Consider the following 23,790-nt stretch of genomic DNA (forward strand, 5'->3'; position numbering starts at 1 on the left):
ACTGAGGATTTAAACAATAGGCTTACTTTTAACTAAGTTCACTGTAGGCCTCCTTGTGAGCGAAGTCAAAGTATTTCTTCAAGTGAGGTGCAAAGTAAGGCCCAGCTTCGTCTGGCTGGTCACCGCGCTCTATCGCAGGGCCTCCAGCAACAGTGAAAAGGCCGGGGACGATTGCAGACGGCTGGTGTAATAGAGGTAATAGCCGGGATGTACCATGTTGTAGCCCGCCAGCACTTCCGCCAGTTCGCCTTCTTTGATATAAGGCTCTGCCATGCTTTCGGGCACATAGGCCAGGCCGTACCCCGCCAGGGCGGCTTCCAGCACACTGTTGATACTGTTGAAAACCAGCTGCCCCTCTCCCCTGATCTTCACTTCCCGTCCCTTCTCTCTGAAACTCCATGGCCAAAGGCCACCGTGGGTGGGTAACCGCAGATTGATACAATCGTGTCGGGTGGCCAGCTCCTGCGGCTTCTTCGGTATACCGCGACGCTCCAGGTAACGGGGGGAAGCCACCACCATCATCTTGATCTCATCACTGATGGGCACGGCAATCATATCCTTGGCTACCAATCCACCCCGTCTGACCCCTGCGTCATAACGCCCTTCCACAATGTCCACCAGGCCATAGTCCGTACTGAGCTCGATCTTGATGTCGGGGTACTGGTACAAAAATTCCCTGATCTTGGGCCACAGCACTGCGCTGACGGCGTATTCGTCTGCCGTGATGCGAATGGTACCCGCGGGCTTGTCCTTCAGGGCGCTCATCTGGTTCAGCCCGGCATTGATCTGCTCAAGCGCTGGTCCGATCAGGGCCATCAGGCGTTCACCCGCCTCCGTCGGGGTGACGCTGCGGGTAGTGCGGGATAGCAGTTTGATGCCGAGACGTTGCTCCAGGTTCTTCACTGTTTGGCTGATGGCCGACTGCGAGGTTGCCAGCTTGCTGGCCGCCCGGGTGAAGCTCTGTTCCTTTGCTACCACCATAAAGGCGGACAGTTCGTTCAGGTTTTCTTTCATGATTTATAAGAAATTCGGATAAAAGCAATCTGATTATAGCGGCTAATCAGATCAAAGCCGGATCGCTATGATTTCTTCCCAAAGCCAGTTACCGACACCTTTACTACCGGGAGGAAACACCTGATGGAAACCGTCACTTTCAAAAATCGCACCTGGGATGTGGCTGCCACTCTACGACTGCCCGAGGGCTTTGATGCGAACAAGCAATACGCGGCGATCGTTTGCGCCCACCCGATCAGCAGCTGCAAAGAGCAGACCTCCGGCGCCGTCTATGGTGAGGCACTGACACGGGCCGGCTTCATCACCCTGGCATTCGACGCCTCCACCCAGGGGGCCAGCGGCGGCGAGCCACGCTTCAGCGAAGATCCCGCTACCCGTATTGAAGACTTCCGCTGCGCGGTGGACTACCTGGTGACCCTGCCCTACGTGGATGCTGATCGCATCGGCGTGCTGGGTGTGTGTGGCGGTGGTGGCTATGCCGTCAGCGCCGCCATGACCGAGCGCCGCTTCAAGGCCGTGGCCACCGTGGTTGGGGCTAATTACGGCCGCCTGATGCGCGAGGGAGATATGACACCTGACGCGGCGTTGAGGACTCTGGATGCCATTGCCGAGCAGCGCACCGCCGAAGCTCGGGGAGCTGAGCCACTGATCACGGGATATATTCCCAATTCCGAAGCTGAGCGCGAGGCAGCCGGTATCGACGATATTGATATCAAAGAGGCCGTAGACTACTACACCACGTCACGTGGTCAGCAGCCGGGCTCCCCAAACAAGCTTCGCGTGACGAGCACGGCCGCCGCTGTGGGTTGGGATGCTTTCCACCTTGCGGAAGTGTTGCTTACCCAACCGCTGCATGTGGTCATCGGCAGTGTACCTGGCGGATTCGGCTCCTACCGGGACGGTTTCGAACTCTACAACCGCGCCCGCTCCGGCCAGAAAACCCTGCAGATCGTGGACGGCGCAAGCCATTACGACCTGTACGACAAGCCTGAAGCCACTGCCAAGGCGCTGGAGCAGGTGGTGCCCTTTTTCAGAAATCACCTGGACGCCTGATGGCCGAGACGGTGGGGTAACCCTGTGGGGGTGTCCTTTCTCTTATCGGAGTCTCCCGCGCCACCTCCACCAAATTAAAAAGGCCCGGTACCTTGCGGTACCGGGCCTTTTTAATTTGGTGGAGGTGGCGGGAGTCGAACCCGCGTCCGTCAGCACTCCGCCAGAGGCTCTACATGCTTAGGTCCGTCTATTGATTTAGCTCGTTACAGCCCAACGGGCAGGACGTAACTCGCGAGCCTGAATAAGTTTTAGGCCATCCACGTCAGGCACGCTTCAGGACGATCCAGTTCTGTATGACAGCCTGCAGCGCGGTACTGGCACCTTGCTGAAGGCCGCTAAGGGCGAACCCTTAGTTAGTGCTTCACAGGCTGCTTACGCAGCGAGTTGGGCACCGTAGTTGTCGTCGTTGGCAACTAATAAAATGCAGCTTTGGATTTACGTGATTCGCTACCATCACGGCATGCACCCATGGTTTCGTCACCGGCGTCGAATCCAAGTCACCCCCGGAATCTGGCCGTGCAAAAGCACGTTTGCTTAACCTTCATTATACCTGAAGCAGGTGTGTCACAATACCCGTAAGTTGGAAAATAATGACTGTACGTTCAAGTCTTCTCAAACAGGGCGATGGACTCCACATGGGTGGTGTGGGGGAACATATCCATCACGCCTGCTTTGCTTAGACGGTAGCCGCGCTGGATTAGTTCCGCGGTGTCCCGCGCCAGGGTGGCGGGGTTGCAGGAGACGTAGACGATGCGACGGGCGCCGAAGGTGGCGATATTGCGCACCACTTCCAGTGCGCCGGTGCGCGGCGGGTCGAGCAGGATTTTATCGAACCCACCCCGTGCCCAGGGGCTGCGGGTGAAGTCGGCAGTGAGGTCGGCGGCCTGGAAGTGGATATTGTCCAGGTTGTTGTGCGCGGCGTTCTCCCGCCCGCGTTCGGTCAGCACTTTTGCGCCTTCTACTCCCACCACCTCTGCGGCGCGGGTGGCCAGTGGCAGGGTGAAATTGCCGAGGCCGCAGAACAGATCCAGTACGCGTTCATCCGCCTGTGGGTCCAGCAGCTCGATTGCGCGGCTGACCATCTGCCGGTTGATGTCGAAGTTGACCTGGATAAAGTCCTGAGGATGAAACTGTAGGGTCAGACCGAAATCCGCCAGCCCGTAGGCGAGGCGCTCTGCACCCTGTTCGGGCCAGACTGTGCTGGCACCGCTGTCGTCCTGCAGGTACAGGTGGTAGTCGCGCGTTTTTACATAGTCGAGCAGGCGCTGTCGGTCTTCCTCGCTCAGCGGCTGCAGATGGCGGACCACCAGTGCGGTGGCGTCGTCGCCAATGGCGACTTCGATATGGGAGATCTGTTTGCGCCCGGTGCAGCTGTCGACCAGCTGATGCAACGCGGGGATTTGCGCGGAAAAGTCCGCGGGTAATACCCCGCATTCAGTGATATCCACCAGGTTGTTGGAGCGCTTTTCCCGAAACCCCAACACCAGTTGCGGTTTGCGGCTGCCGGCCTGTTTCACAAAACGCACACCGAGACGGGCGCGGCGACGGTAGCCGAAGTTGTCTCCCGTCAGCGGCGGGAGTACCTGCTCCGGTGTGGCATGGGCAAAGCGCTGCAGTTGATCGAGCAGGATCTGTTGCTTGGCGGCGATCTGTGCCGCCGGGTCCATATACTGGATGGCGCAGCCGCCGCAGTGTTCGAAGTGGGGGCAGGGCGGTGTGCGGCGGTCCGCGGAGGGCTGGATAATCTCGCTGGCAATGCCCTCGTCGAACCTGGCGCGGCTCGCGGTGATCTTTACTTTCACCTCTTCGCCGGGCAGCGCGTTATCCACAAACAGGGTTTTGTTTTTGCCGTCCACCGGATAGCGCGCGATGCCGCGCACTTCGTGGCTGAGCTTGTCGATCTGCACCACCGGAGACTGGGTGGTTCGCTGTGTGGACTGGCTGCGAGCCAATCCCGGCCTGCGTGGTGGTCCGGGCCGACGGCCGGGCTTTCTGATCATTGCGATTTCTGGCTCTTTTTAACGGCTGGTTAGAGCACCGATTGGATAAAGGCGGCCAGGATCAGCAGTGGGCAGACGAGGCGCACATACCAGGGCCAGATTTTCCAGAACAGGGTCTTCTCGATGTCCGGGTGGCCTTCCTGAAGCTCCTTCAATAACTGGTCTCGGCGCCAGATCCAGCCGGCAAAGATACATAGGGCGATACCCAGGATGGGCTGGCCGTATTCCGTACTGACAGAGACCACCAGTCCGAACAGGGCGCCGAAATTGAAAATGATCACGGAGCTGATGCAGAAAATGACCAGGCCCACCAGCAGGGTCGCCGGACGGCGTTTGAGACCGAGGTTCTCGATGCAGAATGCCACCGGTACTTCCAGCATGGAAATAGAGGAGGTCAGCGAGGCAATGGTCATCAGCGCGAAGAAAGCGATGGCGACGAACAGGCCGCTGGTGCCCATGGTGTCGAACAGGGCTGGCAGTACCTGCAGGATCAGATCCGGGCCTGCCATCAACTGACCGCCATCTGAGAAGATCTGGGTGCCCGCTTCCTGAGCCACGTACATGGCGGGAACAATCAGCAGGCCGGCAGTAAAGGCGATGCCCACGTCAATCAGCGTCACCAGGGCGCCGAGGCGCGGCAGGCTTTCCTGCTTGCTGAGGTAGGAGCCGTAGATCAGCATGGTGCCGACGCCGAGCGACAGGGAGAAGAAGGCCTGTCCCATAGCAGACAACATCAGTTCCGGGGAAAGCTCGCTGAAATCCGGCATCAGGTAGGCTTCGAGCCCGGCAATGGCACCGGGCTGGCTCAGTACATAGGCAATCAGCAACAGCAGCAGGATGATCAGTGACGGCATCAACAGGGTGGACCAGCGCTCGATACCTTTTTCTACCCCGGCGGCAATGATCGCCATGGTGAGACCGCTGAAAATGGCGGTAAAAGTGAAGTTGCGCGCGGCGCTGTTAGCGGTCAGCCATTCCGCCGAGCGCTCAGCGCCAACCAGGGTGACAAAGGGGTCTGCCAGATGTGCCAACATCCAGCCGGCGACAATGGCATAGAAGCTGAGGATCAGTGAGGCCACCACAATGCCGCCAAAACCGGCCAGGGTACCCGCGCCGCGGCTTACCGGGCCGGTGGAGATACCGCGTAGCGCCTGTACCATGTTGCGGCGGGCGTGGCGGCCGATGGCGAGCTCTGCCATCAGTACCGGATAGGCCAGTATGAATGCCAGAATCAGGTAGACCACCACAAAGGCGGCACCGCCGTTGGCGGCGACATTGGTGGGGAAACCCCAGATATTGCCCAGGCCGACGGCGGAGCCGGCGGCTGCCATCAGAAAGCCGAAGTTGGAACTGAACTGTCCTCGCGGTGCACTCATGGTAAATCCCGTCGTTATTGTTCTGTTTTGCTTGCCCGTGGGAGCCTTTTATCAATTGTCGCGTTAGCGGTTGTCGGTGCGCAGGACACGCTGCTTCTGCCGGTTCCAGTCACGCTCTTTCAGGGTTTCGCGCTTGTCGTGCATGGCCTTACCTTTGGCCAGGGCCACTTCGCACTTGATCAGGTGCTTTTTCCAGTACATGGCGGTGCACACGCAGGCATAGCCTTTCTGGTTCACGGAGGCCATCAGTTTGGCGATCTCGCGACGCTTCAAGAGCAGGCGGCGGGTGCGGTCCGGTTCGGTCACGAAGTGAGTGGAAGCGCTGGCCAGCGGCTGGATGCGGGCACCCAGCAGCCATGCCTGGCCGTCTTTGAACAGTACGTAGCTGTCGGTGAGCTGGGCCTTGCCTTCGCGGCAGGCCTTTACTTCCCAGCCCTGTAATTCCAGGCCCGCTTCAAACTTTTCCTCGATAAAGTAATCGTGCTTCGCCTTCTTGTTGAGGGCGATAGTGTTTGAAGATGGAGCCTTTTTCTTTTTTGCCATGGATACAACTTGCGCCTTGTCGGCGACGTCTCGAATAAATTCTTAAATGAAACTGCTGCCGAAGAACTTCAGGGCAACGGTGTTGATGAAGATGATCAGCAGAATAAACGGGATGAACGTACCCAGGGAGAAGTTGACGTACTTCTGCGACAGGGTGCCGGCGAAGCCGCTGTCTCCCTCCTGTAGTTCCCGGTCGAAATTGGCCCGCTTCCACTTGTAAATCACAAACAGACAAACCAGCAGGCCATTGAGGGGCAATATGGTGTCGTAAAACAGGATTTCTACCAAGTCGAAAAAGGATTTGTCGCTGCCGGCCAGTTTCACGAACTGGGTCAGCCAGTCTGCCATACCGAAGGACATGGCGCACAGTACCGCGAGGATAAACTGGCTGGCAGCTACCGTATAGATGGCTTTCTTGCGCGACATGCCGCGCTCGTCCCGCAGGGAGGCGATGGGCACCTCGATAATCGAGACCAGGGAGGTGAGCGCGGCGACGAATACCAGGAAGAAGAAGATCGCAGCCACCGCACTGGCACCAAAGTAGCCGATCCCGTCCTGCAGGGACAGGAAGATCTTGGGCAGGAACAGGAAGATCATACCCGCGGAGGAGTCGCTCAGGGTGCTGGGATCAATGTTGGGGTTAAAGTGGAACACGCTCGGCAGGATCAGCAGGCCGGCGGTGAAGGCCACCATGGTATCGGTGAGTGCCACGGCCTTGGCGGAGCCGGGAATGGAGTCCCGCTTCTTCATATATGAGCCGTAGGTAATCATGATGCCCATACCCAGAGACAGCGAGAAGAACGCCTGGGACATGGCCTTGCTGACCACCTCCGCATCCAGCTTACTGAAGTCGGGGATCAGGTAGTAACTGAGACCGGTGCCGGCGCCCTCGCGGGTGAGCACGAATACCACCAGCCCCAGTAGCAACACGAACAGCATCGGCATCAGCGTCTTGGCGGCCCGTTCGATACCGTCTTTGACCCCCAGGGACAGCACCCCATTGATAAGTAGCATCAGGACGATGAGGTAGAGAAACACCACCTTGGAATTGATAAAGGTGCCGAAATACGATTCTGTGGCCAGCACATCCAGGTTGCCCTTGAGGGTTTCCACCAGATAGCCCAGCACCCACACCGTCACCACCATGTAGAACACGGCGATCATATAGGGGGTGATCAGGGCGAACCAGCCGGGGATACGCCACAGCGTCGAACCACCAGAGAGCTGGCGATAAGCGCCCACCGGGTCTTTGTCACTTTTGCGGCCAAGCGCCAGCTCGGCCATCATCACCGGCAGGCAGATCAGGAAAACGAACAGCGCGTACACCAACAGGAAGGCACCGCCGCCACTCTTGGTGGCTGCAACCGGGAAGGACACCAGGTTGCCGATCCCCACCGCGGAACCCGCGGCAGCCAGGATAAAACCGAGACGGGACCCAAAATGTTCTCTCGCTGCGGACATAGATTTCTCACTTGCCTGTTATTCTTGTCGAGTGAATGGTTATATAGCGCGCCGTGCCCATGTGCCCGAGCGCTTTTCCGGGGGAATGACCGGGGAAAGAGAAGGCGCTAAAAGACCGATTGTTGCAGGATTTATCCGCCTTGAGTAGCGTCGCGGGCACAAAATCCCCCTACGTGACACAGGATAGGCAAGAATGTCGTACTTTTCGTGCAAGAACTGGGTGAGCCTTCGGTTAGTGAGCAAGTGTTGACATGACAGAGATTGAGCGCAGTGCGCTGGTAATGTTCAGTGCGGAGCAGATGTTCGACCTGGTGAATGATGTCGCCAGCTACCCGCAGTTTTTACCCGGTTGCCGCGGTGCGGAAGTGCTGCACGAGGATGCAGGCACGCTGGAAGCGCGGCTGGAGCTCTCCCGCGCAGGCATCTCCCAGAGTTTTGTCACCCGCAATCGGTTGCTGCGGCCACACTCCATGACCCTGGAGCTGGTGGATGGCCCCTTCAGCGAGTTCAATGGCCACTGGCAATTTACCCCACTGAATGACAATGCCTGCAAAGTGGTGTTTACCCTGCGTTTCCGTGCCCAGAACCGATTGCTGGGTGCGGCCGCGGGCAAGCTGTTCAGCGGTATTGCCAACCAGATGGTGGATGCCATGTGCGAGCGCGCGGGGCAGATTTACGGAGAACGTTGAAATGAGCGATCAGAAAACCATCGCCGTCGAGGTGGTCTATGCCCTGCCACACGAGCAGCGCCTGATGAGTCTACTGGTAGAGCCGGGTACCACTGCGCTACAGGCGCTGACGTTGTCTGGAATCCCGCGGGAGTACCCCGAAGTGGATCCCGAGACTGCCAAACTGGGGATATTTGGTCAGGCGCTCGGCACCAAGGGATTGGCGGTGGCGGCGGAGTATGTGCTGCAGCCGGGAGACCGGGTAGAGGTATACCGGCCCCTGATTGCGGACCCCAAAGAGGCCCGCAAACAGCGTGCGGCCAAAGCCCGGCGGCAAGCGGAAAAATAGACCTGGCGGCAGCGGAAAAGTAGATCCAGCGGCAAGCGGATGTCGAGGCCGGGAGTCGGAGGGTAAGTAGGCCTAGCAGAGTACGGAACAGCAGGGGGCGAGCAACGCACAGGCGCTACTCGCGGGTTCGGTCACCGATTCAGCCGGGCCAGCTGGCCGGTTGCCAGTCGCCACTGGTGGCGATCAGTTGGTCACCATTGAAGTAGACGGTGAAACGTTTCTGGGTTTCTTCCCCGTCCCGGTCGCGCACGCGATTGACGTAATCCCAACGGTTGGGGTTGAAGGTATCTTCCAGCAGCGGTGTGCCCAGCACAAAGCGTACCTGACGGCGGGTCATGCCCGGCTTCAATTGGTCCACCATCTCCTGGTTCACGATGTTGCCTTGCTGCACTTCAATCCGGTGCACACCAGGGAATTTGAACAGACTGCAGGCGGTGGCGAGGCTGCAGAGGACGGCAAGAGCCAGGACTTTTACAACTGCGGGCATTGAATGCTCCATCTGGAATTTTTATTGATTCATTACATTGGCGATCGCCGGTGCGCGAGCGCTACCGGACAGCATAGCCGGCCAATTGGCAGCGAGTACAGGTGGCGAACTGGGCGCCTGTACTTGCTGCGCAGAGTGACCGGGCACCAGAAAGGCCTGATAATAGGCGCTGATTCCGGGATTTAGTTCCCCAGGCGGCCAATGTCCGGCGGAAATCGCTTCAGCAAGGCCAAAACTTCGCGGTTTGAACAAAAAGTATACTGGGGTTCCGCTGCCTGCTTTGTGCGTGGATAATACCCGATCTATCTGCCTGCCGACAGGCGGGGCACAATGATTACGAGCACATACACACACATCCGGAAAGTTACTACTCATGTCGAACGAAAATCAGGAACTGCGCAAAGCGGGCCTCAAAGTCACCTTGCCGCGAGTCAAAATCCTGCAGCTGCTGGAAAATGCCAGTGAGCAGCATCTGAGCGCCGAGGATGTGTACAAGCTGCTGCTGGAAGCCGGGGAAGACGTGGGCCTTGCCACCGTATACCGGGTGTTGACCCAGTTCGAAAGCGCCGGCCTGGTGATTCGCCACAACTTTGACGGCGGCCATTCCGTCTTCGAGCTGGATCGAGGCGATCACCACGACCACATGGTGTGCACCGATACCGGCAAGGTAATCGAATTCCACAACGAACAGATCGAGGAGCTGCAGCACCAGATTGCGGAAGAACACGGTTACGAGCTGACCGGGCACAGCCTGGTACTGTATGTAAAGAAGAAAGACTGAGCGATCGGCTCGTCGACAGATAAAGCACAAAAAAGGGAGCTTGCAAGCTCCCTTTTTGTTTGTAGCTGGTTTGTGCCTGAATTTACACCGGTGCGGTGTAGTCCTCCGGGTACTTGCCGACCTTATCCGCATAAAACGCACCGAACCTCGCCAGCTCTTTGGCCAGGCTTTCGCCCATTTCCATCACCGGTCCCATGCCCACTTCTTTCCTGGCGAAGTCGATAAAGCCGCACACCACTGGCACCGCAGCCCCGCGGGCGATGTGATAGAAGCCGGTTTTCCAGCGCTCGGTGCGACCGCGGGTACCTTCCGGGGGCACGGCAATCACCAGCTGTTCGCGGGCGTTGTACTGGTTGACCGTGGCTTCCACCAGATTGTTAGCCTTGCTGCGGTTGACCGCGATACCGCCAAACCAGCGCATGGTACCGCCGAGAGGGAATTGAAACAGCTTGTCTTTCCCCATCCACTGCGGGTTTACCTTCAGTTTCAGAGCCGCGAGAATAAAGAAATAGCCGTCCCAATTGGAGGTGTGTGGCGCCGCCAGCAGGACATATTTTTTCAACTTGAGCGCGCGCTCATCGGCAACGACTTTCCAACCGTGTAACTTCAGCAGTAGCCGGGCAAGCAGGCGCAGGCAGGGCGTAAGGATGGGGGTGTTGAAAATGGTTGTCTGCATGGTGTGACCGCAATTCTATGTCCGCTAATCCGGGGTAGCCGAGTCCACTCATCATTTTTGAGAGTGTAGGACGGGCATATCCGCGCGCGGAGGTTTATCTGATTCAGAGAGCGCGACAGTATAAAATGAATTGGCTGCCACTTTCGGTCAATTGCGGTCCCGGCGCCGCTCTATCTGTGACTGCTCAGGCGCGCGACAGCATCTCTTCGGCGTGCGCCAGGGATTGTGCGGTCGCTTCACCACCCAGCATACGCGCGATTTCCGCACTGCGTTCGGCGTCTTTCAGTTCCCGCAGGGCCACAAACGCAGAGGCGCCATCGCTGTGCTTTTCCACCAGGTATTGGCGGTGGGCGCGGGCTGCCACCTGCGCCAGGTGGGTCACACAGATGACCTGGCCGCGCTCGCCGAGCTGACGCAGCAGCTTCCCCACCACATCACCGGTGACGCCGCCGATCCCCACATCCACCTCGTCAAATACCAGGGTGGGGGTGCGGGACGTCTGCGCCGTGACCACCTGAATCGCCAGGCTTACACGCGACAATTCACCGCCGGAGGCGACCTTGCTCAGGGCGCGGGCCGGTTGCCCGGGGTTGGTGGCGATCAGTACTTCCACTTCTTCAAGGCCGGTGGCGGCAGGCTTTTCCAGCACAGTGAGTGCCAACTCCACTCGCGCATGGGGCATCGCGAGGTCCGCCAGTTGGGCGTTGACCGCCTCCGCCAGTCGGGTAGCGGCCGCAGCGCGCAGTTGACTGAGCCTGGCCGCGCTGTCGCGGTAGTTTTGCTCCAGCTGTTCGCACTCTCCCGCCAGCTTGTCGAGGGTATCCGGTGCACCGATCTCGTCCAGTTCCTGCCGCCATTGCTGCTGCAGGTCTGCCAGTTGGTGCGGCTGTACCCGGTGTTTGCGGGCGGTGGAGTAGATGGCGGACAGGCGCTCTTCCACTTCCGCCAACCGCTCCGGGTTCATTTCAAAACTGTCCACATGGCGCGACAGTGTACTCGCGGCTTCATCCACCTGAATCCGCGCACTGTCGAGCATCTGTGCCACCTCCACCAGCGCCGGGCTCTGCTCCGGCATGGCACCCACCAGCTGCAGCGCGCGGTGCAGTTGCTCGGCGATATCACCCTCGCCGCCGTTCAGCATTGCTGCCAGCTGGTAACTGCCGTTCAGAATATCGCCGGCATTGGCCAGCTGGCGCTGTTCGCTTTCCAGTTCTTCGATTTCGCCGGGTTTGATGTCGAGCTGTTCCAGCTCTTCCAGTTGGTATTCCAGTAGATTGCGGCGGGCCTGGGTCTCCTCGGCACTGTCGGCGAGTTTGCGATAGCGGCGGTACTGATCCTGCCAGTGCTTGAAGTGAATACGCACTTCGGCGCACTGGCCCTCGGCATGGGCGTATTCATCCAGCAGGCGGCGGTGGGTGTCTTTTTTCAGCAGCGACTGGTGTTCGTGCTGGCTGTGGATGTCGATCAGCTGTTCGCCCAGAGCCCGCAGCTGCAGCAGGGTCACCGGCTGACCATTGATATAGGCGCGGGAACGGCCGTCGGCGCCAATGGCGCGGCGCAGGATGACTTCGCGGCCCGCGTCCATTTCGTGTTCCTCGAGCCAGGTGCGGGCCTCCTGGTGCTCGCTGATATCAAAGGTGGCGTGGATATCGGCACGCTTGGCACCGGGGCGCACCAGCTCGGCATTGCCGCGATCCCCCAGTGCGAGGCCCAGGGCATCAAGGGTGATGGATTTGCCCGCACCGGTCTCGCCGGTGAGGGTACTGGTTCCGCGGCCGAACTCCAGCTCCAGCTGGTCGACCAGGGTGAACTGACTGATAGACAGGTGCAGCAACATAAGATTGTTTTTATACCGGTTAAAGTAGTGGTTGTTTATACAGTATATGGCGGCGGGCTTTCAATCGCTGCGGGGCCCAAATGCGGGGTAATCGCGGTTCGCCGGAGGGCAGACTTCACTATACCCTGCTAGGGGATTCAATCCGGGTGCTGCCCGCGAGCGTGTGGGTCGAATAGGCAGATTGCATGTGCCTGAAGCCGGCACCTTGAAGTGCCGGAGGGTGACCCCATATAGCCCTGCATTGCCGGGTATCCCCGGTTTTTGACCTAACCGGCAGATTGCCGACGGACACAGACGGAGACAGCAGTGGCCAAAGAGCGCAGCGAAGAAGAGCAGATCGAAACCGGCGACCAGGCAGCAGACCCGGCCGCAGAAGTGGAATCGCCCTCGCCAGAGGAGCAGCACGCCGCGGAAGAGGCGTTGAATGAAGAGCTCGCCGATGAAAGTGCACAGGACGCCGAGATCGCGTCTCTGCACGAGCAGCTGGCACAGCACAAAGACATGGTGCTGCGCGCCCAGGCGGAAGTGCAGAATGCCCGTCGCCGCGCTCAGCAGGATGTGGAGAAGGCACACAAGTTCGGCGTGGAAAAGCTGCTGAAAGACCTGTTGCCGGTTGTGGACAACCTGGAGCGCGCGCTTTCCACCATCGATACCGAGCACGAGGCGCATAAAGCCGTGGTCGAGGGTATCGAGCTGACCCACAAGTCCTTTATCGACACCCTGGTCAAGTACAGCGTGGAAGTGATCAATCCGGCGGGCGAGCCCTTCGATCCGGAGCTGCACCAGGCCATGACCCAGGTGCCGAATGGCGATGTGGAGCCGAACACCGTGCTGGACGTATTCCAGAAGGGCTACCGCCTCAACGGCCGCCTGATCCGTCCGGCAATGGTGGTGGTCAGCAAGGCGCCGTAACAGCGCTTTGCTGACTGCGAGACGGAGATTTGTCATCGGCCCTTGAAAACGGGGCGACGGCACCAATATAAGCAAGCAACCGAATTCAATCGCGCAGCGCTGAGGCCAGGCAGAATAGTCCAGAGCCGGCGTGCGCCGCAAAGTGAGGATACAGATCAATGGGAAAAATCATCGGCATCGACCTGGGTACGACCAACAGCTGTGTGTCAGTACTCGACGGCGACAAGGCGCGTGTTATCGAAAACGCAGAGGGCGATCGTACAACCCCCTCCATCGTTGCGTTTACCGATGACAACGAAGTACTGGTCGGCCAGTCCGCCAAGCGCCAGGCGGTTACCAACCCGCAGAATACCCTGTACGCCGTCAAGCGCCTGATCGGCCGCAAGTTCAAAGACGATGTGGTACAGAAAGACATCAAGATGGTGCCTTACTCCATCGTTGAAGCCGAAAACGGCGATGCCTGGGTAGAAGTGAAGGGCGACAAGAAGGCACCGCCACAGGTTTCTGCCGAAGTACTGAAGAAAATGAAGAAAACCGCGGAAGACTTCCTCGGTGAGAAAGTAGACGCCGCGGTGATCACCGTGCCGGCCTACTTCAATGATTCCCAGCGTCAGGCAACCAAAGACGCCGGCCGCATTGCCGGTCTGGATGTGAAGCGCATCATCAACGAGCCTACTGCAGCTGCACTGGCCTACGGCATGGACAAAGCCGGCGGCGACCGCACCATCGCGGTGTACGACCTGGGTGGTGGTACCTTCGATATCTCCATCATCGAGATCGCCGACGTCGATGGCGAGAAGCAGTTTGAAGTACTGTCCACCAATGGTGATACCTTCCTCGGTGGTGAAGACTTCGACCTGCGTCTGATCGACTACCTGGCCGAACAGTTCAAGAAAGAGCAGAGCATCGACCTGAAGGGCGATCCCCTGGCCATGCAGCGCCTGAAGGAAGCCGCGGAAAAAGCCAAGATTGAGCTGTCCTCCAGCCAGCAGACCGAAGTGAACCTGCCGTACATCACCGCAGACGCCACCGGTCCCAAGCACTTGGTGGTCAAGCTGACCCGTGCCAAGCTGGAAAGTCTGGTAGAAGACCTGGTTACCCGCTCCCTGGAGCCGGTAAAAACCGCACTGGCGGATGCCGATATGGCAGCATCCGGTGTAGACGAAGTGATTCTGGTGGGCGGCCAGACCCGCATGCCGCTGGTACAGTCCAAAGTGACCGAGTTCTTCGGCAAAGAGCCGCGCAAAGACGTGAACCCGGACGAAGCGGTTGCCATGGGTGCCGCCATTCAGGGGGCGGTACTGGCCGGCGACGTAAAAGACGTGCTGCTGCTGGACGTCACCCCGCTGACCCTGGGTATCGAAACCATGGGTGGCGTTGCCACACCGCTGATCGACAAGAACACCACCATCCCGACTAAAAAGTCTCAGGTGTTCTCCACCGCGGACGACAACCAGACCGCTGTAACCATCCACGTGGTTCAGGGCGAGCGCAAACAGGCGGCGCAGAACAAGTCGCTGGGCAAATTCGACCTGGCCGATATTCCGCCCGCGCCGCGCGGCATGCCGCAGATCGAAGTGACCTTCGATATCGATGCCAACGGTATCCTGCACGTGCACGCTAAAGACAAAGCCACCGGCAAAGAGCAGTCCATCGTGATCAAGGCCTCTTCCGGCCTGTCCGAGGAAGAGATCGACCAGATGGTGCAGGACGCCGAGGCCAATGCCGAAGCGGACAAACAGTTCGAGGAGCTGGTGACTACCCGCAACACTCTCGACGGTCTGATCTCGGCCACCAAAAAGACCCTGGAAGAAGCAGGCGACAAGGCGACTGAGGAAGAGAAGGCTGCGATCGACGCCGCGCTTGCCGAAGCCGAAGAAGCGGTGAAAGGCAACGACAAGGCTGCCATGGAAGCCGCGACCACCAAGCTGACCGAAGCCTCTGGCCCGGTAGCCCAGAAGATGTACGCGGAGCAGGCCCAGGCCAGCGAAGCGGCCGGAGAGCAGGCCGAACAGGCCCAGCAGTCCGGTGGTGACGATGCAGTGGACGCTGAGTTCGAAGAAGTCAAAGACGACAAGAAAGAAGATAAGTAAGCACTGACGGCCACCGGGTTCACCGGTGGCTGCTTGCAGCTTACTCGCTCAGGGGCGCGGCTGTCTGATCACTCGATTGGGCCGTCGCGCCTTGCGCTGTTATACGGCGCCCCTGAAAAAGAGAGCAGTTTAAAAAGAACACACAGAGCTATGTCCAAACGCGATTACTACGAAATCCTCGGTGTTTCCAAGGGGGCGGACGAAAAGGAGCTGAAAAAAGCTTACCGCCGGGTGGCAATGAAATTTCACCCGGACCGCAATCCCGGCGACGCAGAGGCGGAGAACAAATTCAAGGAGGCCAACGAGGCCTACGAAGTCCTGTCCGATCCACAGAAAAAAGCGGCCTATGACCAGTTCGGCCACGCCGGTGTAGACGGTCAGGCGGGCGGTGCCGGTGCTGGCGGCTTCGGCGGATTCTCCGATATTTTCGGTGACGTGTTTGGCGATATCTTTGGTGGCGGCGCTGGTGGTGGTCGTCGCGGCCCGCAGCGTGGGTCTGACCTGCGCTACGACCTGGATCTGGATCTCGAAGATGCGGTGCGCGGCACCACGGTCAAGATCAAGATACCTACCCTGGCCAACTGTGGCACCTGCCATGGCTCCGGTGCCAAGGCCGGTTCCCAGCCCCAGACCTGCGGCACCTGTGGCGGTGTCGGCCAGGTGCGCATGCAGCAGGGCTTTTTCTCGGTACAGCAGACCTGCCCCAACTGTCGTGGAAAGGGCACTGTAGTCACCGATCCCTGTACCAGTTGTCACGGTCGCGGACGCGTGGAAGAGACCAAAACCCTGTCGGTCAAGGTGCCGCCGGGGGTAGACACCGGCGATCGTATCCGTCTCGCTGGTGAAGGCGAGGCCGGGCCGGATGGTGGTCCCGCCGGCGATCTGTACGTTCAGGTGATGGTGCGCGAGCACGAACTGTTCCAGCGGGACGGTCGCAATCTGTATTGCGAAGTGCCGATCAGCTTCGTTACCGCGGCGCTTGGTGGTGAGATGGAAGTGCCCACACTCGACGGCAAAGTGAAATTGAAGATCCCGGCCGAGAGCCAGACCGGCAAGCTGTTCCGCCTGCGCGGGAAAGGCGTCACCCCGGTACGTGGTGGCCCCGCCGGCGACCTGCTGTGCCGTGTGGTGGTGGAAACCCCGGTAAACCTGACAGCCAAGCAGAGAGAGCTGCTGGAAGCATTTTCCGACACTCTGAGCGAGAAGAAGAACTCTCCGCGCCAGACCGGTTGGTTTGAGGGTGTGAAGAGCTTCTTTGGGGATATGAAGCTGTAACGCGACGCAGAGTGCAGCACCAAAAAAACCGGCACCTTTGCCGGTTTTTTTGTGCGTGGATGATAAACCCTGCATTGATCACTGGTGTGCTTACCGGGCAGTATGAAAGGTCTCATATCTGCTTCTTCACCAGCTTACATAATAAAAGGGATATCAGATGAAAAAGCTGCTTTTGACTATTTTCCTCAGCGCTGCCGCGCCTTTAATGGCGTCTGCTGTTGCAGATGAAGTAAATGGCACTGCGACCAGCTTTCACCAAAAGTTGGATGAATTCACCTCTCAGGTTATCAATGCAGACCCGGAACTGCGCAGTATATTAGGGCTCAAGGATGATGGGATAGACGATCTGTCTCACCTGATGAGTGATGTATCACTACCACGGCGTGCCCAGTTGCGCACTGAGTTTGAGCAGGCGCTGGAGGCCTTGGGTGAGTTTGATCGTAAAACGCTGGCAGGGCAGGAGCGCTGGAGCCACGATATGGCGGCCTGGTTATACCGGACTCAGCTCGATCTGCTGGCGTTTGAATGGGCGCCTGCCTGGATGCCAGGTGGAGGCTCGGTATACGCTGTCGACCAGCTATTCAGCATTCCGGTGATGATTCCTCAGTTCATGCAAAATCATCACGCCATCGCGGATGAGGACGACGCCCTGAACTACATCGCCCGACTGAGAGCCATTGGTCAAAAGCTCGACCAGGTTCTCGCTAACTTCGATATGCAGGCGGAGCATGGGGTCGTACCACCGAAGGTGGCGTTGGAGGGCGCGGCTACGCAGATTCGGACGTTACTGGCAGCGGAAATTGGCGCAAATGTTTTTGTTGAATCACTGCGGGATAAACTGGAAGGGGTTTCCGAAATCGACGCCGGGCGACGCCAGTCTCTGTTGGGGTTGGCAGAAAAAGCTGTTCAACAACACACCAACCCGGCTTACCAACGGCTGTTAGCGCGCTTGGAGGAGACTCTCGCTGAAAATCCGCCGAACAGGGGCGTGTGGGCGTTGCCTGGCGGTAAGGCATTTTATGATGCGGCACTACGCTGGAATACCAGCACTGATCTTGACGCTGAAGCTATTCATCAAATTGGACTTGAAGAAGTCGCGCGTGTTGAGCAGGAGATGGATGAGTTGCTGCGCAGTCGAGAGTTGACTGAAGGTAGCGTGGGGGAACGGCTGACGATACTCGCGAAAGACCCGCGATATGGCTATGAGGATTCTGAGGCAGGCAGGGCTGACGTGGTTGCCGATATTGAGGCGGCCATTGCACGCCTTGAACCTTTGATCCCCAAATACTTTAACCGAGTGCCGGAGCAGTCATTGCAGGTACTGCCGGTCCCGGAGCATGCAGAGGCAACCTCTCCCGGAGGCTACTATTTTCCGCCGGCGATGGATGGTTCGCGGCCGGGAACCTTCTTTATTAATCTCGGTGATATCGAGTCGAAAAATCGCTGGAGCCTGCCGACACTCGCATATCACGAGGGGGCGCCTGGGCATCATTTCCAAATATCGTTAAATCAAACCCTCGAAGACCTACCGCTACTGCGACGCATCCTTAATCCAAGTCCTTTCACTGAAGGTTGGGCGCTTTACGCCGAGCAGCTTGTTGCTGAGATGGGAGTCTATGAAGGCGATCCGCTCGGTGATCTCGGGCGGCTGCAGGCGGAGATGTTCCGCTCGGTACGCCTTGTGGTTGATACCGGTCTGCATCGCAAGCGCTGGACACCCGAGCAGGCTGAAGCCTACATGATTGAAAAGACGGGGATGAGCCCGCGCGACGTACGCACTGAGATTAACCGCTATCTGGTACAACCGGGGCAGGCGAGCTCCTATAAGATTGGCCACCTGCAGATGTTACGTCTGCGCGAGTACGCAAAGGAGCGACTGGGCGAGGACTTTGATATTCGAGCATTCCATGACCTGGTGCTGGGGAATGGCGCGTTGCCACTATCGGTACTGAAGCAGGCAGTCGATGAGTGGGTGGTCTCACTGGAAGCTGAGGTCTGACCCAGACCGCTAGGGGCATTAGCGTACTGCTCGCCTGCAGTACGCCAATTTTGATTCAGACTTGGCTCAGAGTTTTGTTCACTTTGTCCCGCTGTTCCGCAATGAGGTCGAGTGTGAGGTAGGGGGCGCCCGGTCAGTGATACCGTCATATTCTTTCCAGGAGCCTTCCCCCGGCCCCTCCTGGCCATGCACCTGATTACTGGAAAGCAGAAAAAACATCAGCAGGACACCGACGGTAGCGGAAAAGTTGGACCAGAATGGTTCGCGGACTTCAGCAGACATGCTTGGCGCTCCAATCAACGTGTATTGAAAGCATAGACAAGGAAAACTGCGCGGCAAGTAATACTCTGTGGTCAATATGGCGTATTTCACCGAGTCTGACGCTGCGGATACCGCAGCCGTCGCAGTATTGCCGGTTGCGAAATTCAGGTTAGAATCCGCGCCTTTTACTGACCGGACAGATGGTCAGTGCGGGCACACAGACAGGAGGCAGGGTTATGACAGTGAAAGTGGCGGTAACGGGGTTTGGCGGGCGGATGGGGCGCTCGCTGGCGGAAGCGCTCACCCAGGCGGAAGCGGCGGGCACTGCGAAGCTCTCTGCGGCGATCGTTCGCCCCGGATCCAGCCTGACAGGCGCAGACGCGGGCGAAGTGGCCGGGCTTGGTCGCAACGGCGTGGCCATTGTGGATAGCCTCGAGAAAGCCGATTTCGATGTCCTGATCGATTTCACTGCGCCGGCGGCGACGTTGAGCAATGCAGCCTACTGTGCCGCCAATCAGAAGGCTATCGTGATCGGGACCACCGGCTTTGCGGCAGATGAAAAAACGCAGATGCTGCAGGCGGCGGATCGGGTTCCCCTGTGTTTCGCCTCCAACTTTTCCACCGGGGTGAACCTGTGCTTTAACCTGCTGGAGACTGCGGCACGGGTGCTGGGAGATGATGCGGATATCGAGATTGTCGAAGCCCATCACCGTCACAAGGTGGACGCGCCTTCCGGCACCGCGCTGAGTATGGGCGAGGTGATCGCCGATACCCTGGAGCGGGATTTGGCGAAAGTGGCCGTGTACGGCCGCGAAGGCCAGACTGGTGCCCGCGAGCGCGAAACCATCGGTTTTGCCACCGTGCGTGGTGGCGATGTGGTCGGTGAGCATACGGTGTCATTCCTCGCCGATGGCGAGCGCGTTGAAATCACTCACAAGGCCAGCAGCAGGCTGGCATTTTCCCGCGGTGCCGTGCGCGCCGCGGTCTGGCTGATCGGCCGCAATGCCGGTCATTACGATATGCGCGATGTACTGGGACTGAAATAGCAGTTCGGTTGCGCTCGATACGCTTTTTAAGGAGCGAGTCTTGGATAAAAAAATCATCGTCGGCAGCGAAGAGTGGTGCTCTTTCCCCGGGCTGGGTATTCCGGCGATCAAGGCGCGTGTGGACTCCGGGGCCAAAACGTCCTCCCTGCACGCCTACAATATTCAGACGTTCAACCGCGGCGGGGAGGCCTGGGTCAGTTTTGAGGCGCACCCCGTGCAGAACCTGCGCCGCCCCCGGGTGCGTTGTGAGGCGCGCCTGCTGGATCGGCGCACGGTGCGCAGCTCCTCCGGGGATTCCGAAAAGCGTTTTGTGATCCGCACCAGCCTCAGTATCGGCGGCAGTGTTTGGGATATCGAACTTACCCTGACCAACCGCGATACTATGGGTTACCGCATGCTGCTCGGGCGCGAGGCCATGATGGGGCGCATGATGGTAGACCCCTCCGAAAGCTTCTGTCTCGGGGAGATTACGCCCAGCGAGCTGGAAGAGTACTACCGGGATGAACACCATATCTCCGGCAGTGGATTGCGCATCGGCGTGCTTGCCTCCAACCCGGACCTGTACAGCAACCAGCGGATCATGGAGGCTGGAACCGAGCGCGGCCACCGCATGACCTTCCTGAACATCCGCCAGTGTTACATGAAGCTGGATTCAGCGGAGCCCGCAGTACATTATCGCGATGGTCGCATTCTGAATAACCTGGATGCAATCATTCCGCGTATCCGTCCCAGCCTGACGTTTTACGGTTGCGCACTGACGCGACACTTCGAAAGCATGGGTGTTTTTGCCCTGAATAGCTCGGCGGCAGTCAGCCAGTCCCGGGACAAACTGTACTCTCTGCAATTGCTGCAGGAGGGGGGGCTGAATATTCCCATCTCGGGTTTTGCCAACTCGCCCATGGATACCAGTGAGCTGATCGAAATGGTGGGCGGCGCGCCGCTGATCGTTAAATTGCTTGAGGGCACCCAGGGGCGCGGCGTGGTACTGGCGGAAACCCGCAAGGCAGCGGAGTCGGTGGTCAATGCGTTCAAGTCGCTGAAGGTGAACCTGCTGGTGCAGGAGTTTATCCGCGAGGCGCAGGGCAAGGACCTGCGCCTGTTCGTGATCGATGGCAAAGTGGTGGCCGCGATCCAGCGCGAAGCCGCGCCCGGAGAGTTCCGCGCCAATATTCACCAGGGCGGGACCGCCTCCGTGGTCAAGATCCTGCCCGAGGAGCGCAAGCTGGCGATCAAGGCCGCCAAAGTACTCGGGCTCAAAGTGGCCGGCGTGGATATCATCCGCTCGAAGAAGGGCCCGCTGCTGTTGGAGGTGAACTCCTCGCCGGGGCTCGAGGGGATTGAAAGTGCCACCCGCAAGGACGTGGCGGGGTCCATGATCATGGGGATTGAAAAGGCCCTGAAGTGGCGTCCGTCCGTCACTGAGAGCAGTGCCGGGCGTGGTGGTGAGAGTCGTAGCGAGAGTGGCAGCGAGAGTTGAGCGCTACCGACTTCTTGCGTCGCTCTGGTCATTAAGGCGCCCGCTGTTACCCGCACCTGTTTTCCCCGGTCATATCTGGCGCGCCGCTGATGCACTTCCTTTGGTTCTGGATCGAGGGTGGTACTAGTCTTTATAGGCCCGGTTTGAATCGGCGGGTGCACTGTTTGAAGCTGTGTATTGCGCTGTTATGCGGGCGGGACGGGGCGAGTATTGCTGTTTTTCACAGTTGTATCTGTGCCGTGTTGGCCGGCAGGTGATGCCGGGACTAATCCAAACCAGTGACGGCCGCTATGTGGAATTTTGTTCGGTGTTTCAGTCAGGGTGGCCTCCGCTGGTCGGGGCTATTTTCCGTTGGTGTATTGTGCGCCTTGCTGGTGGCGATGTCTCCCGCACGCGCGGCGGGCCAACTGTCTGATACCGAGCTTGGACGCAGAGTCATGGTGGATTACATCGTGCACTTTGCGCACCATCTGCAGTGGCCTGTCGAGGTATTCACCGGCACCGGCGCGCGATTTCGCATCTGTGTCATGGGGGATGATGAACTGGTCGCGCCTCTGCGGAAGCGCTTCCATCGCCACCGGGTCCAGGGGCGTATGGCGGAGCTGGAAAAGGTGAAAGACGGTGAGCTGATTTATGCCCGCAGCTGCCAGATCGTGATAATGGACAACCTGGACAGTACCAGCCTGTTGCAGACCGTGGGTGCGCTGGAGTTTTTTCCGGTGCTGACGGTCAGCGATGCAGAGCGATTCGCCGTGATCGGGGGAATGGTCCAGTTCGCGGGGCAGGGGGCCAATATGGCGCTGCAGTTGAACAAGACCCGTCTGGACCGCGCCGAGCTGAAAATGGGCAACAGCCTTTTCCGGGTAAGCCGCCCTGTGGAATGATTGGCCGGTCACGGGGCTGGCACTCCCCTTAGCGTTCGGGCGCATTTTTATACTGGCGATCTTCGCGGTTTTCCCGTAGAATCTGCGCCCGGCTTGGAAAGGTCCCACAGTAGTCGTCCATGCCCGTTGAAGCCCCTCATTGGCGGTTTCCGGTGCACAGGAACCGTGGCTTTCCCGCCCGATTAGTGCCGGCGGCAAGCGCCGGACACACAGTGAGAGCAGCGCGTGAACAAATTTATAAAAAGCGAGATGAAGCAGACGTTTCATCTCGCTTTTTTATAAAGGGCGTCTGGTAAAAGTTGCAGTTGCAACTGCTCCGCCGCGATCGCGCGCTCACACCCCGCCTGGAAGCTGTTCTGACGACTGGAGATTGAATTGAACAACGCCGTTCTCACGCCGGAATCCCTGATGCCCAGCACTACCCCGGCCCTGCTGGTGCTCGCCGATGGCAGTGTCTTCCGTGGCCGCGCCATTGGTGCCGAAGGCTCAACTGTTGGTGAGGTGGTTTTCAACACCTCCATGACCGGTTATCAGGAAATCCTGACCGACCCATCCTACGCTCGCCAGATCGTGACTCTGACATACCCGCACATCGGCAATACCGGCACCAACGCCGAAGATGAAGAGTGTTCAGAAGTCTGGTCTGCAGGCCTGGTAATTCGCGACCTGCCACTGCTGGCCAGCAGTTTTCGCAGCGAGCAATCCCTCGAGGACTATCTGAAGGCGCGCAACATCGTCGGCATTGCCGATATCGATACCCGTCGCCTCACCCGTATCCTGCGCGACAAAGGCGCGCAGAGCGGCTGCATCATTGCGGGCGGCTCTGTTAACGAAGAGATTGATGAAGCGGCCGCGCTGGCCAAGGCGAAGGCGTTTGCCGGCCTCAAGGGTATGGACCTGGCCAAGGTGGTTTCCACCAAAGAGAAGTACGAATTCAACGAAGGGAGCTGGGAACTGGGTGACGGCCACAAGCCGGCACCGGCGGCTCAGCCCTACAACGTGGTGGCTTACGACTTCGGCGTCAAGCGCAATATCCTGCGCATGCTGGTGGACCGCGGCTGCCGCGTGACCGTGGTACCGGCAGAGACGCCGGCTTCCGAGGTGCTGGCCATGAACCCTGACGGTGTGTTCCTGTCCAATGGCCCCGGCGACCCCGAGCCCTGTGATTACGCCATTGCCGCGATCAAGGAAATCATTGACGCCGACCTGCCCACTTACGGCATCTGCCTCGGACACCAGCTGCTCGGCCTCGCGGTGGGCGGCAAGTCTGCGAAGATGAAGTTTGGCCACCACGGCGGCAACCATCCGGTACAGGACCTGAAAACCGCCAAGGTGATGATCACTGCGCAAAACCACGGTTTTGCGGTGGATGAGGATTCCCTGCCAGAGCATGTGGAAGTTACCCACAAGTCCCTGTTCGACGGTACCCTGCAGGGGATCCGCCTGACCGATAAACCGGTCTTCAGTTTCCAGGGGCACCCGGAGGCGAGTCCCGGCCCGCACGATCTGGCGCCGCTGTTTGACCAGTTTATCGAGATGATGGAGGCGCGCCGCTGATCGCGCTTCAGTCATTGTCACCTTCGCCCAAGATTTTTATC

At 58.9% G+C, this 23,790-nt stretch carries 20 protein-coding genes and 1 other RNA gene; 12 read left to right on the forward strand and 9 right to left on the reverse strand.

Annotation, left to right across the window (positions count from 1 at the left end; genetic code table 11):
* Positions 1-129: 129 nt before the first annotated feature.
* Positions 130-1,014, reverse strand: a complete 885-nt coding sequence (locus tag LPW13_RS01010) for a LysR family transcriptional regulator (RefSeq protein WP_230437596.1) — start codon at positions 1,012-1,014, stop codon at positions 130-132.
* A 123-nt stretch (positions 1,015-1,137) separates the two neighbouring features.
* On the opposite strand from LPW13_RS01010, the gene LPW13_RS01015 reads away from it, so the two are divergent.
* Entirely contained in the window at positions 1,138-2,067 is a 930-nt protein-coding gene (locus LPW13_RS01015; RefSeq protein WP_230437597.1) for an alpha/beta hydrolase, read from the forward strand.
* A gap of 116 nt (positions 2,068-2,183) precedes the next feature.
* Here LPW13_RS01015 and ssrA read toward each other — a convergent pair.
* The 5 genes from ssrA to LPW13_RS01040 form a co-directional block, all read right to left on the reverse strand.
* Positions 2,184-2,572, reverse strand: a transfer-messenger RNA (tmRNA) gene (gene ssrA / locus LPW13_RS01020).
* Between the two features lie 97 nt (positions 2,573-2,669).
* Positions 2,670-4,067 (reverse strand): 23S rRNA (uracil(1939)-C(5))-methyltransferase RlmD, encoded by a 1,398-nt coding sequence (gene rlmD, locus LPW13_RS01025; RefSeq protein WP_230437598.1) that lies wholly within the window; start codon positions 4,065-4,067, stop codon positions 2,670-2,672.
* A gap of 29 nt (positions 4,068-4,096) precedes the next feature.
* Positions 4,097-5,443, reverse strand: coding sequence for a sodium-dependent transporter (locus tag LPW13_RS01030; protein ID WP_230437599.1), 1,347 nt, complete (start codon positions 5,441-5,443; stop codon positions 4,097-4,099).
* Positions 5,444-5,506: 63 nt separating this feature from the next.
* Positions 5,507-5,986, reverse strand: a complete 480-nt coding sequence (gene smpB / locus LPW13_RS01035; RefSeq protein ID WP_230437600.1) for an SsrA-binding protein SmpB — start codon at positions 5,984-5,986, stop codon at positions 5,507-5,509.
* Positions 5,987-6,028: 42 nt separating this feature from the next.
* Positions 6,029-7,447 carry a sodium-dependent transporter gene (locus LPW13_RS01040; protein WP_230437601.1) on the reverse strand — a complete coding sequence of 473 codons (1,419 nt, stop codon included), beginning with the start codon at positions 7,445-7,447 and terminating at the stop codon, positions 6,029-6,031.
* Positions 7,448-7,698: 251 nt separating this feature from the next.
* On the opposite strand from LPW13_RS01040, the gene LPW13_RS01045 reads away from it, so the two are divergent.
* Complete coding sequence (locus LPW13_RS01045; protein ID WP_230437602.1) at positions 7,699-8,136, forward strand: type II toxin-antitoxin system RatA family toxin; 438 nt, start codon at positions 7,699-7,701, stop codon at positions 8,134-8,136.
* Between the two features lies 1 nt (position 8,137).
* Positions 8,138-8,464: an RnfH family protein gene (locus LPW13_RS01050; protein ID WP_230437603.1), complete on the forward strand. Its 327-nt coding sequence runs from the start codon at positions 8,138-8,140 to the stop codon at positions 8,462-8,464.
* A 139-nt stretch (positions 8,465-8,603) separates the two neighbouring features.
* Here LPW13_RS01050 and LPW13_RS01055 read toward each other — a convergent pair whose 3' ends face one another.
* Positions 8,604-8,951: an outer membrane protein assembly factor BamE gene (locus LPW13_RS01055; protein ID WP_230437604.1), complete on the reverse strand. Its 348-nt coding sequence runs from the start codon at positions 8,949-8,951 to the stop codon at positions 8,604-8,606.
* Positions 8,952-9,324: 373 nt separating this feature from the next.
* On the opposite strand from LPW13_RS01055, the gene fur reads away from it, so the two are divergent.
* On the forward strand, positions 9,325-9,732 hold the full coding sequence (fur, locus tag LPW13_RS01060) for a ferric iron uptake transcriptional regulator (RefSeq protein WP_230437605.1): 408 nt from the start codon (positions 9,325-9,327) through the stop codon (positions 9,730-9,732).
* Between the two features lie 82 nt (positions 9,733-9,814).
* Here the strand turns inward: fur and LPW13_RS01065 are convergent, their stop codons facing one another.
* Positions 9,815-10,408 carry a 1-acyl-sn-glycerol-3-phosphate acyltransferase gene (locus LPW13_RS01065; RefSeq protein ID WP_230437606.1) on the reverse strand — a complete coding sequence of 198 codons (594 nt, stop codon included), beginning with the start codon at positions 10,406-10,408 and terminating at the stop codon, positions 9,815-9,817.
* Positions 10,409-10,592: 184 nt separating this feature from the next.
* Positions 10,593-12,245, reverse strand: coding sequence for a DNA repair protein RecN (gene recN, locus LPW13_RS01070; protein ID WP_230437607.1), 1,653 nt, complete (start codon positions 12,243-12,245; stop codon positions 10,593-10,595).
* 306 nt (positions 12,246-12,551) lie between these two features.
* On the opposite strand from recN, the gene grpE reads away from it, so the two are divergent.
* From grpE to carA, 8 genes are all read left to right on the forward strand, one after another.
* The gene (grpE, locus tag LPW13_RS01075; RefSeq protein WP_230437608.1) at positions 12,552-13,157 is read left to right on the forward strand and encodes a nucleotide exchange factor GrpE; all 606 of its coding nucleotides are present in this window, start codon (positions 12,552-12,554) and stop codon (positions 13,155-13,157) included.
* Positions 13,158-13,315: 158 nt separating this feature from the next.
* A complete protein-coding gene (gene dnaK, locus LPW13_RS01080; RefSeq protein WP_230437609.1) occupies positions 13,316-15,250 on the forward strand; it encodes a molecular chaperone DnaK in 1,935 nt (644 codons plus the stop codon).
* A 150-nt stretch (positions 15,251-15,400) separates the two neighbouring features.
* On the forward strand, positions 15,401-16,525 hold the full coding sequence (gene dnaJ, locus LPW13_RS01085; protein ID WP_230437610.1) for a molecular chaperone DnaJ: 1,125 nt from the start codon (positions 15,401-15,403) through the stop codon (positions 16,523-16,525).
* Positions 16,526-16,682: 157 nt separating this feature from the next.
* Positions 16,683-18,524, forward strand: a complete 1,842-nt coding sequence (locus tag LPW13_RS01090; protein ID WP_230437611.1) for a DUF885 domain-containing protein — start codon at positions 16,683-16,685, stop codon at positions 18,522-18,524.
* Positions 18,525-19,021: 497 nt separating this feature from the next.
* Positions 19,022-19,831, forward strand: coding sequence for a 4-hydroxy-tetrahydrodipicolinate reductase (gene dapB / locus LPW13_RS01095; protein WP_230437612.1), 810 nt, complete (start codon positions 19,022-19,024; stop codon positions 19,829-19,831).
* A gap of 40 nt (positions 19,832-19,871) precedes the next feature.
* Entirely contained in the window at positions 19,872-21,308 is a 1,437-nt protein-coding gene (gene rimK / locus LPW13_RS01105; protein WP_452308268.1) for a 30S ribosomal protein S6--L-glutamate ligase, read from the forward strand.
* 380 nt (positions 21,309-21,688) lie between these two features.
* A complete protein-coding gene (locus tag LPW13_RS01110; RefSeq protein WP_230437613.1) occupies positions 21,689-22,192 on the forward strand; it encodes a YfiR family protein in 504 nt (167 codons plus the stop codon).
* A gap of 408 nt (positions 22,193-22,600) precedes the next feature.
* Complete coding sequence (carA, locus tag LPW13_RS01115; protein ID WP_230439128.1) at positions 22,601-23,749, forward strand: glutamine-hydrolyzing carbamoyl-phosphate synthase small subunit; 1,149 nt, start codon at positions 22,601-22,603, stop codon at positions 23,747-23,749.
* Positions 23,750-23,790 lie beyond the last annotated feature (41 nt).

It is taken from the genome of Microbulbifer celer (assembly GCF_020991125.1).
GTDB lineage: Bacteria > Pseudomonadota > Gammaproteobacteria > Pseudomonadales > Cellvibrionaceae > Microbulbifer > Microbulbifer celer.

Coding starts and splice junctions, on each gene's coding strand:
- LPW13_RS01065 (WP_230437606.1), bottom strand. CDS start 10,408: ATGCAGACAACCATTTTCAACACCCCCATCCTTACGCCCTGCCTGCGC.
- recN (WP_230437607.1), bottom strand. CDS start 12,245: ATGTTGCTGCACCTGTCTATCAGTCAGTTCACCCTGGTCGACCAGCTG.
- LPW13_RS01110 (WP_230437613.1), top strand. CDS start 21,689: ATGTCTCCCGCACGCGCGGCGGGCCAACTGTCTGATACCGAGCTTGGA.
- smpB (WP_230437600.1), bottom strand. CDS start 5,986: ATGGCAAAAAAGAAAAAGGCTCCATCTTCAAACACTATCGCCCTCAAC.
- dapB (WP_230437612.1), top strand. CDS start 19,022: ATGACAGTGAAAGTGGCGGTAACGGGGTTTGGCGGGCGGATGGGGCGC.
- LPW13_RS01030 (WP_230437599.1), bottom strand. CDS start 5,443: ATGAGTGCACCGCGAGGACAGTTCAGTTCCAACTTCGGCTTTCTGATG.
- LPW13_RS01040 (WP_230437601.1), bottom strand. CDS start 7,447: ATGTCCGCAGCGAGAGAACATTTTGGGTCCCGTCTCGGTTTTATCCTG.
- LPW13_RS01050 (WP_230437603.1), top strand. CDS start 8,138: ATGAGCGATCAGAAAACCATCGCCGTCGAGGTGGTCTATGCCCTGCCA.
- LPW13_RS01015 (WP_230437597.1), top strand. CDS start 1,138: ATGGAAACCGTCACTTTCAAAAATCGCACCTGGGATGTGGCTGCCACT.
- carA (WP_230439128.1), top strand. CDS start 22,601: ATGCCCAGCACTACCCCGGCCCTGCTGGTGCTCGCCGATGGCAGTGTC.
- LPW13_RS01045 (WP_230437602.1), top strand. CDS start 7,699: ATGACAGAGATTGAGCGCAGTGCGCTGGTAATGTTCAGTGCGGAGCAG.
- LPW13_RS01055 (WP_230437604.1), bottom strand. CDS start 8,951: ATGCCCGCAGTTGTAAAAGTCCTGGCTCTTGCCGTCCTCTGCAGCCTC.
- dnaJ (WP_230437610.1), top strand. CDS start 15,401: ATGTCCAAACGCGATTACTACGAAATCCTCGGTGTTTCCAAGGGGGCG.
- fur (WP_230437605.1), top strand. CDS start 9,325: ATGTCGAACGAAAATCAGGAACTGCGCAAAGCGGGCCTCAAAGTCACC.
- dnaK (WP_230437609.1), top strand. CDS start 13,316: ATGGGAAAAATCATCGGCATCGACCTGGGTACGACCAACAGCTGTGTG.
- rlmD (WP_230437598.1), bottom strand. CDS start 4,067: ATGATCAGAAAGCCCGGCCGTCGGCCCGGACCACCACGCAGGCCGGGA.
- LPW13_RS01010 (WP_230437596.1), bottom strand. CDS start 1,014: ATGAAAGAAAACCTGAACGAACTGTCCGCCTTTATGGTGGTAGCAAAG.
- LPW13_RS01090 (WP_230437611.1), top strand. CDS start 16,683: ATGAAAAAGCTGCTTTTGACTATTTTCCTCAGCGCTGCCGCGCCTTTA.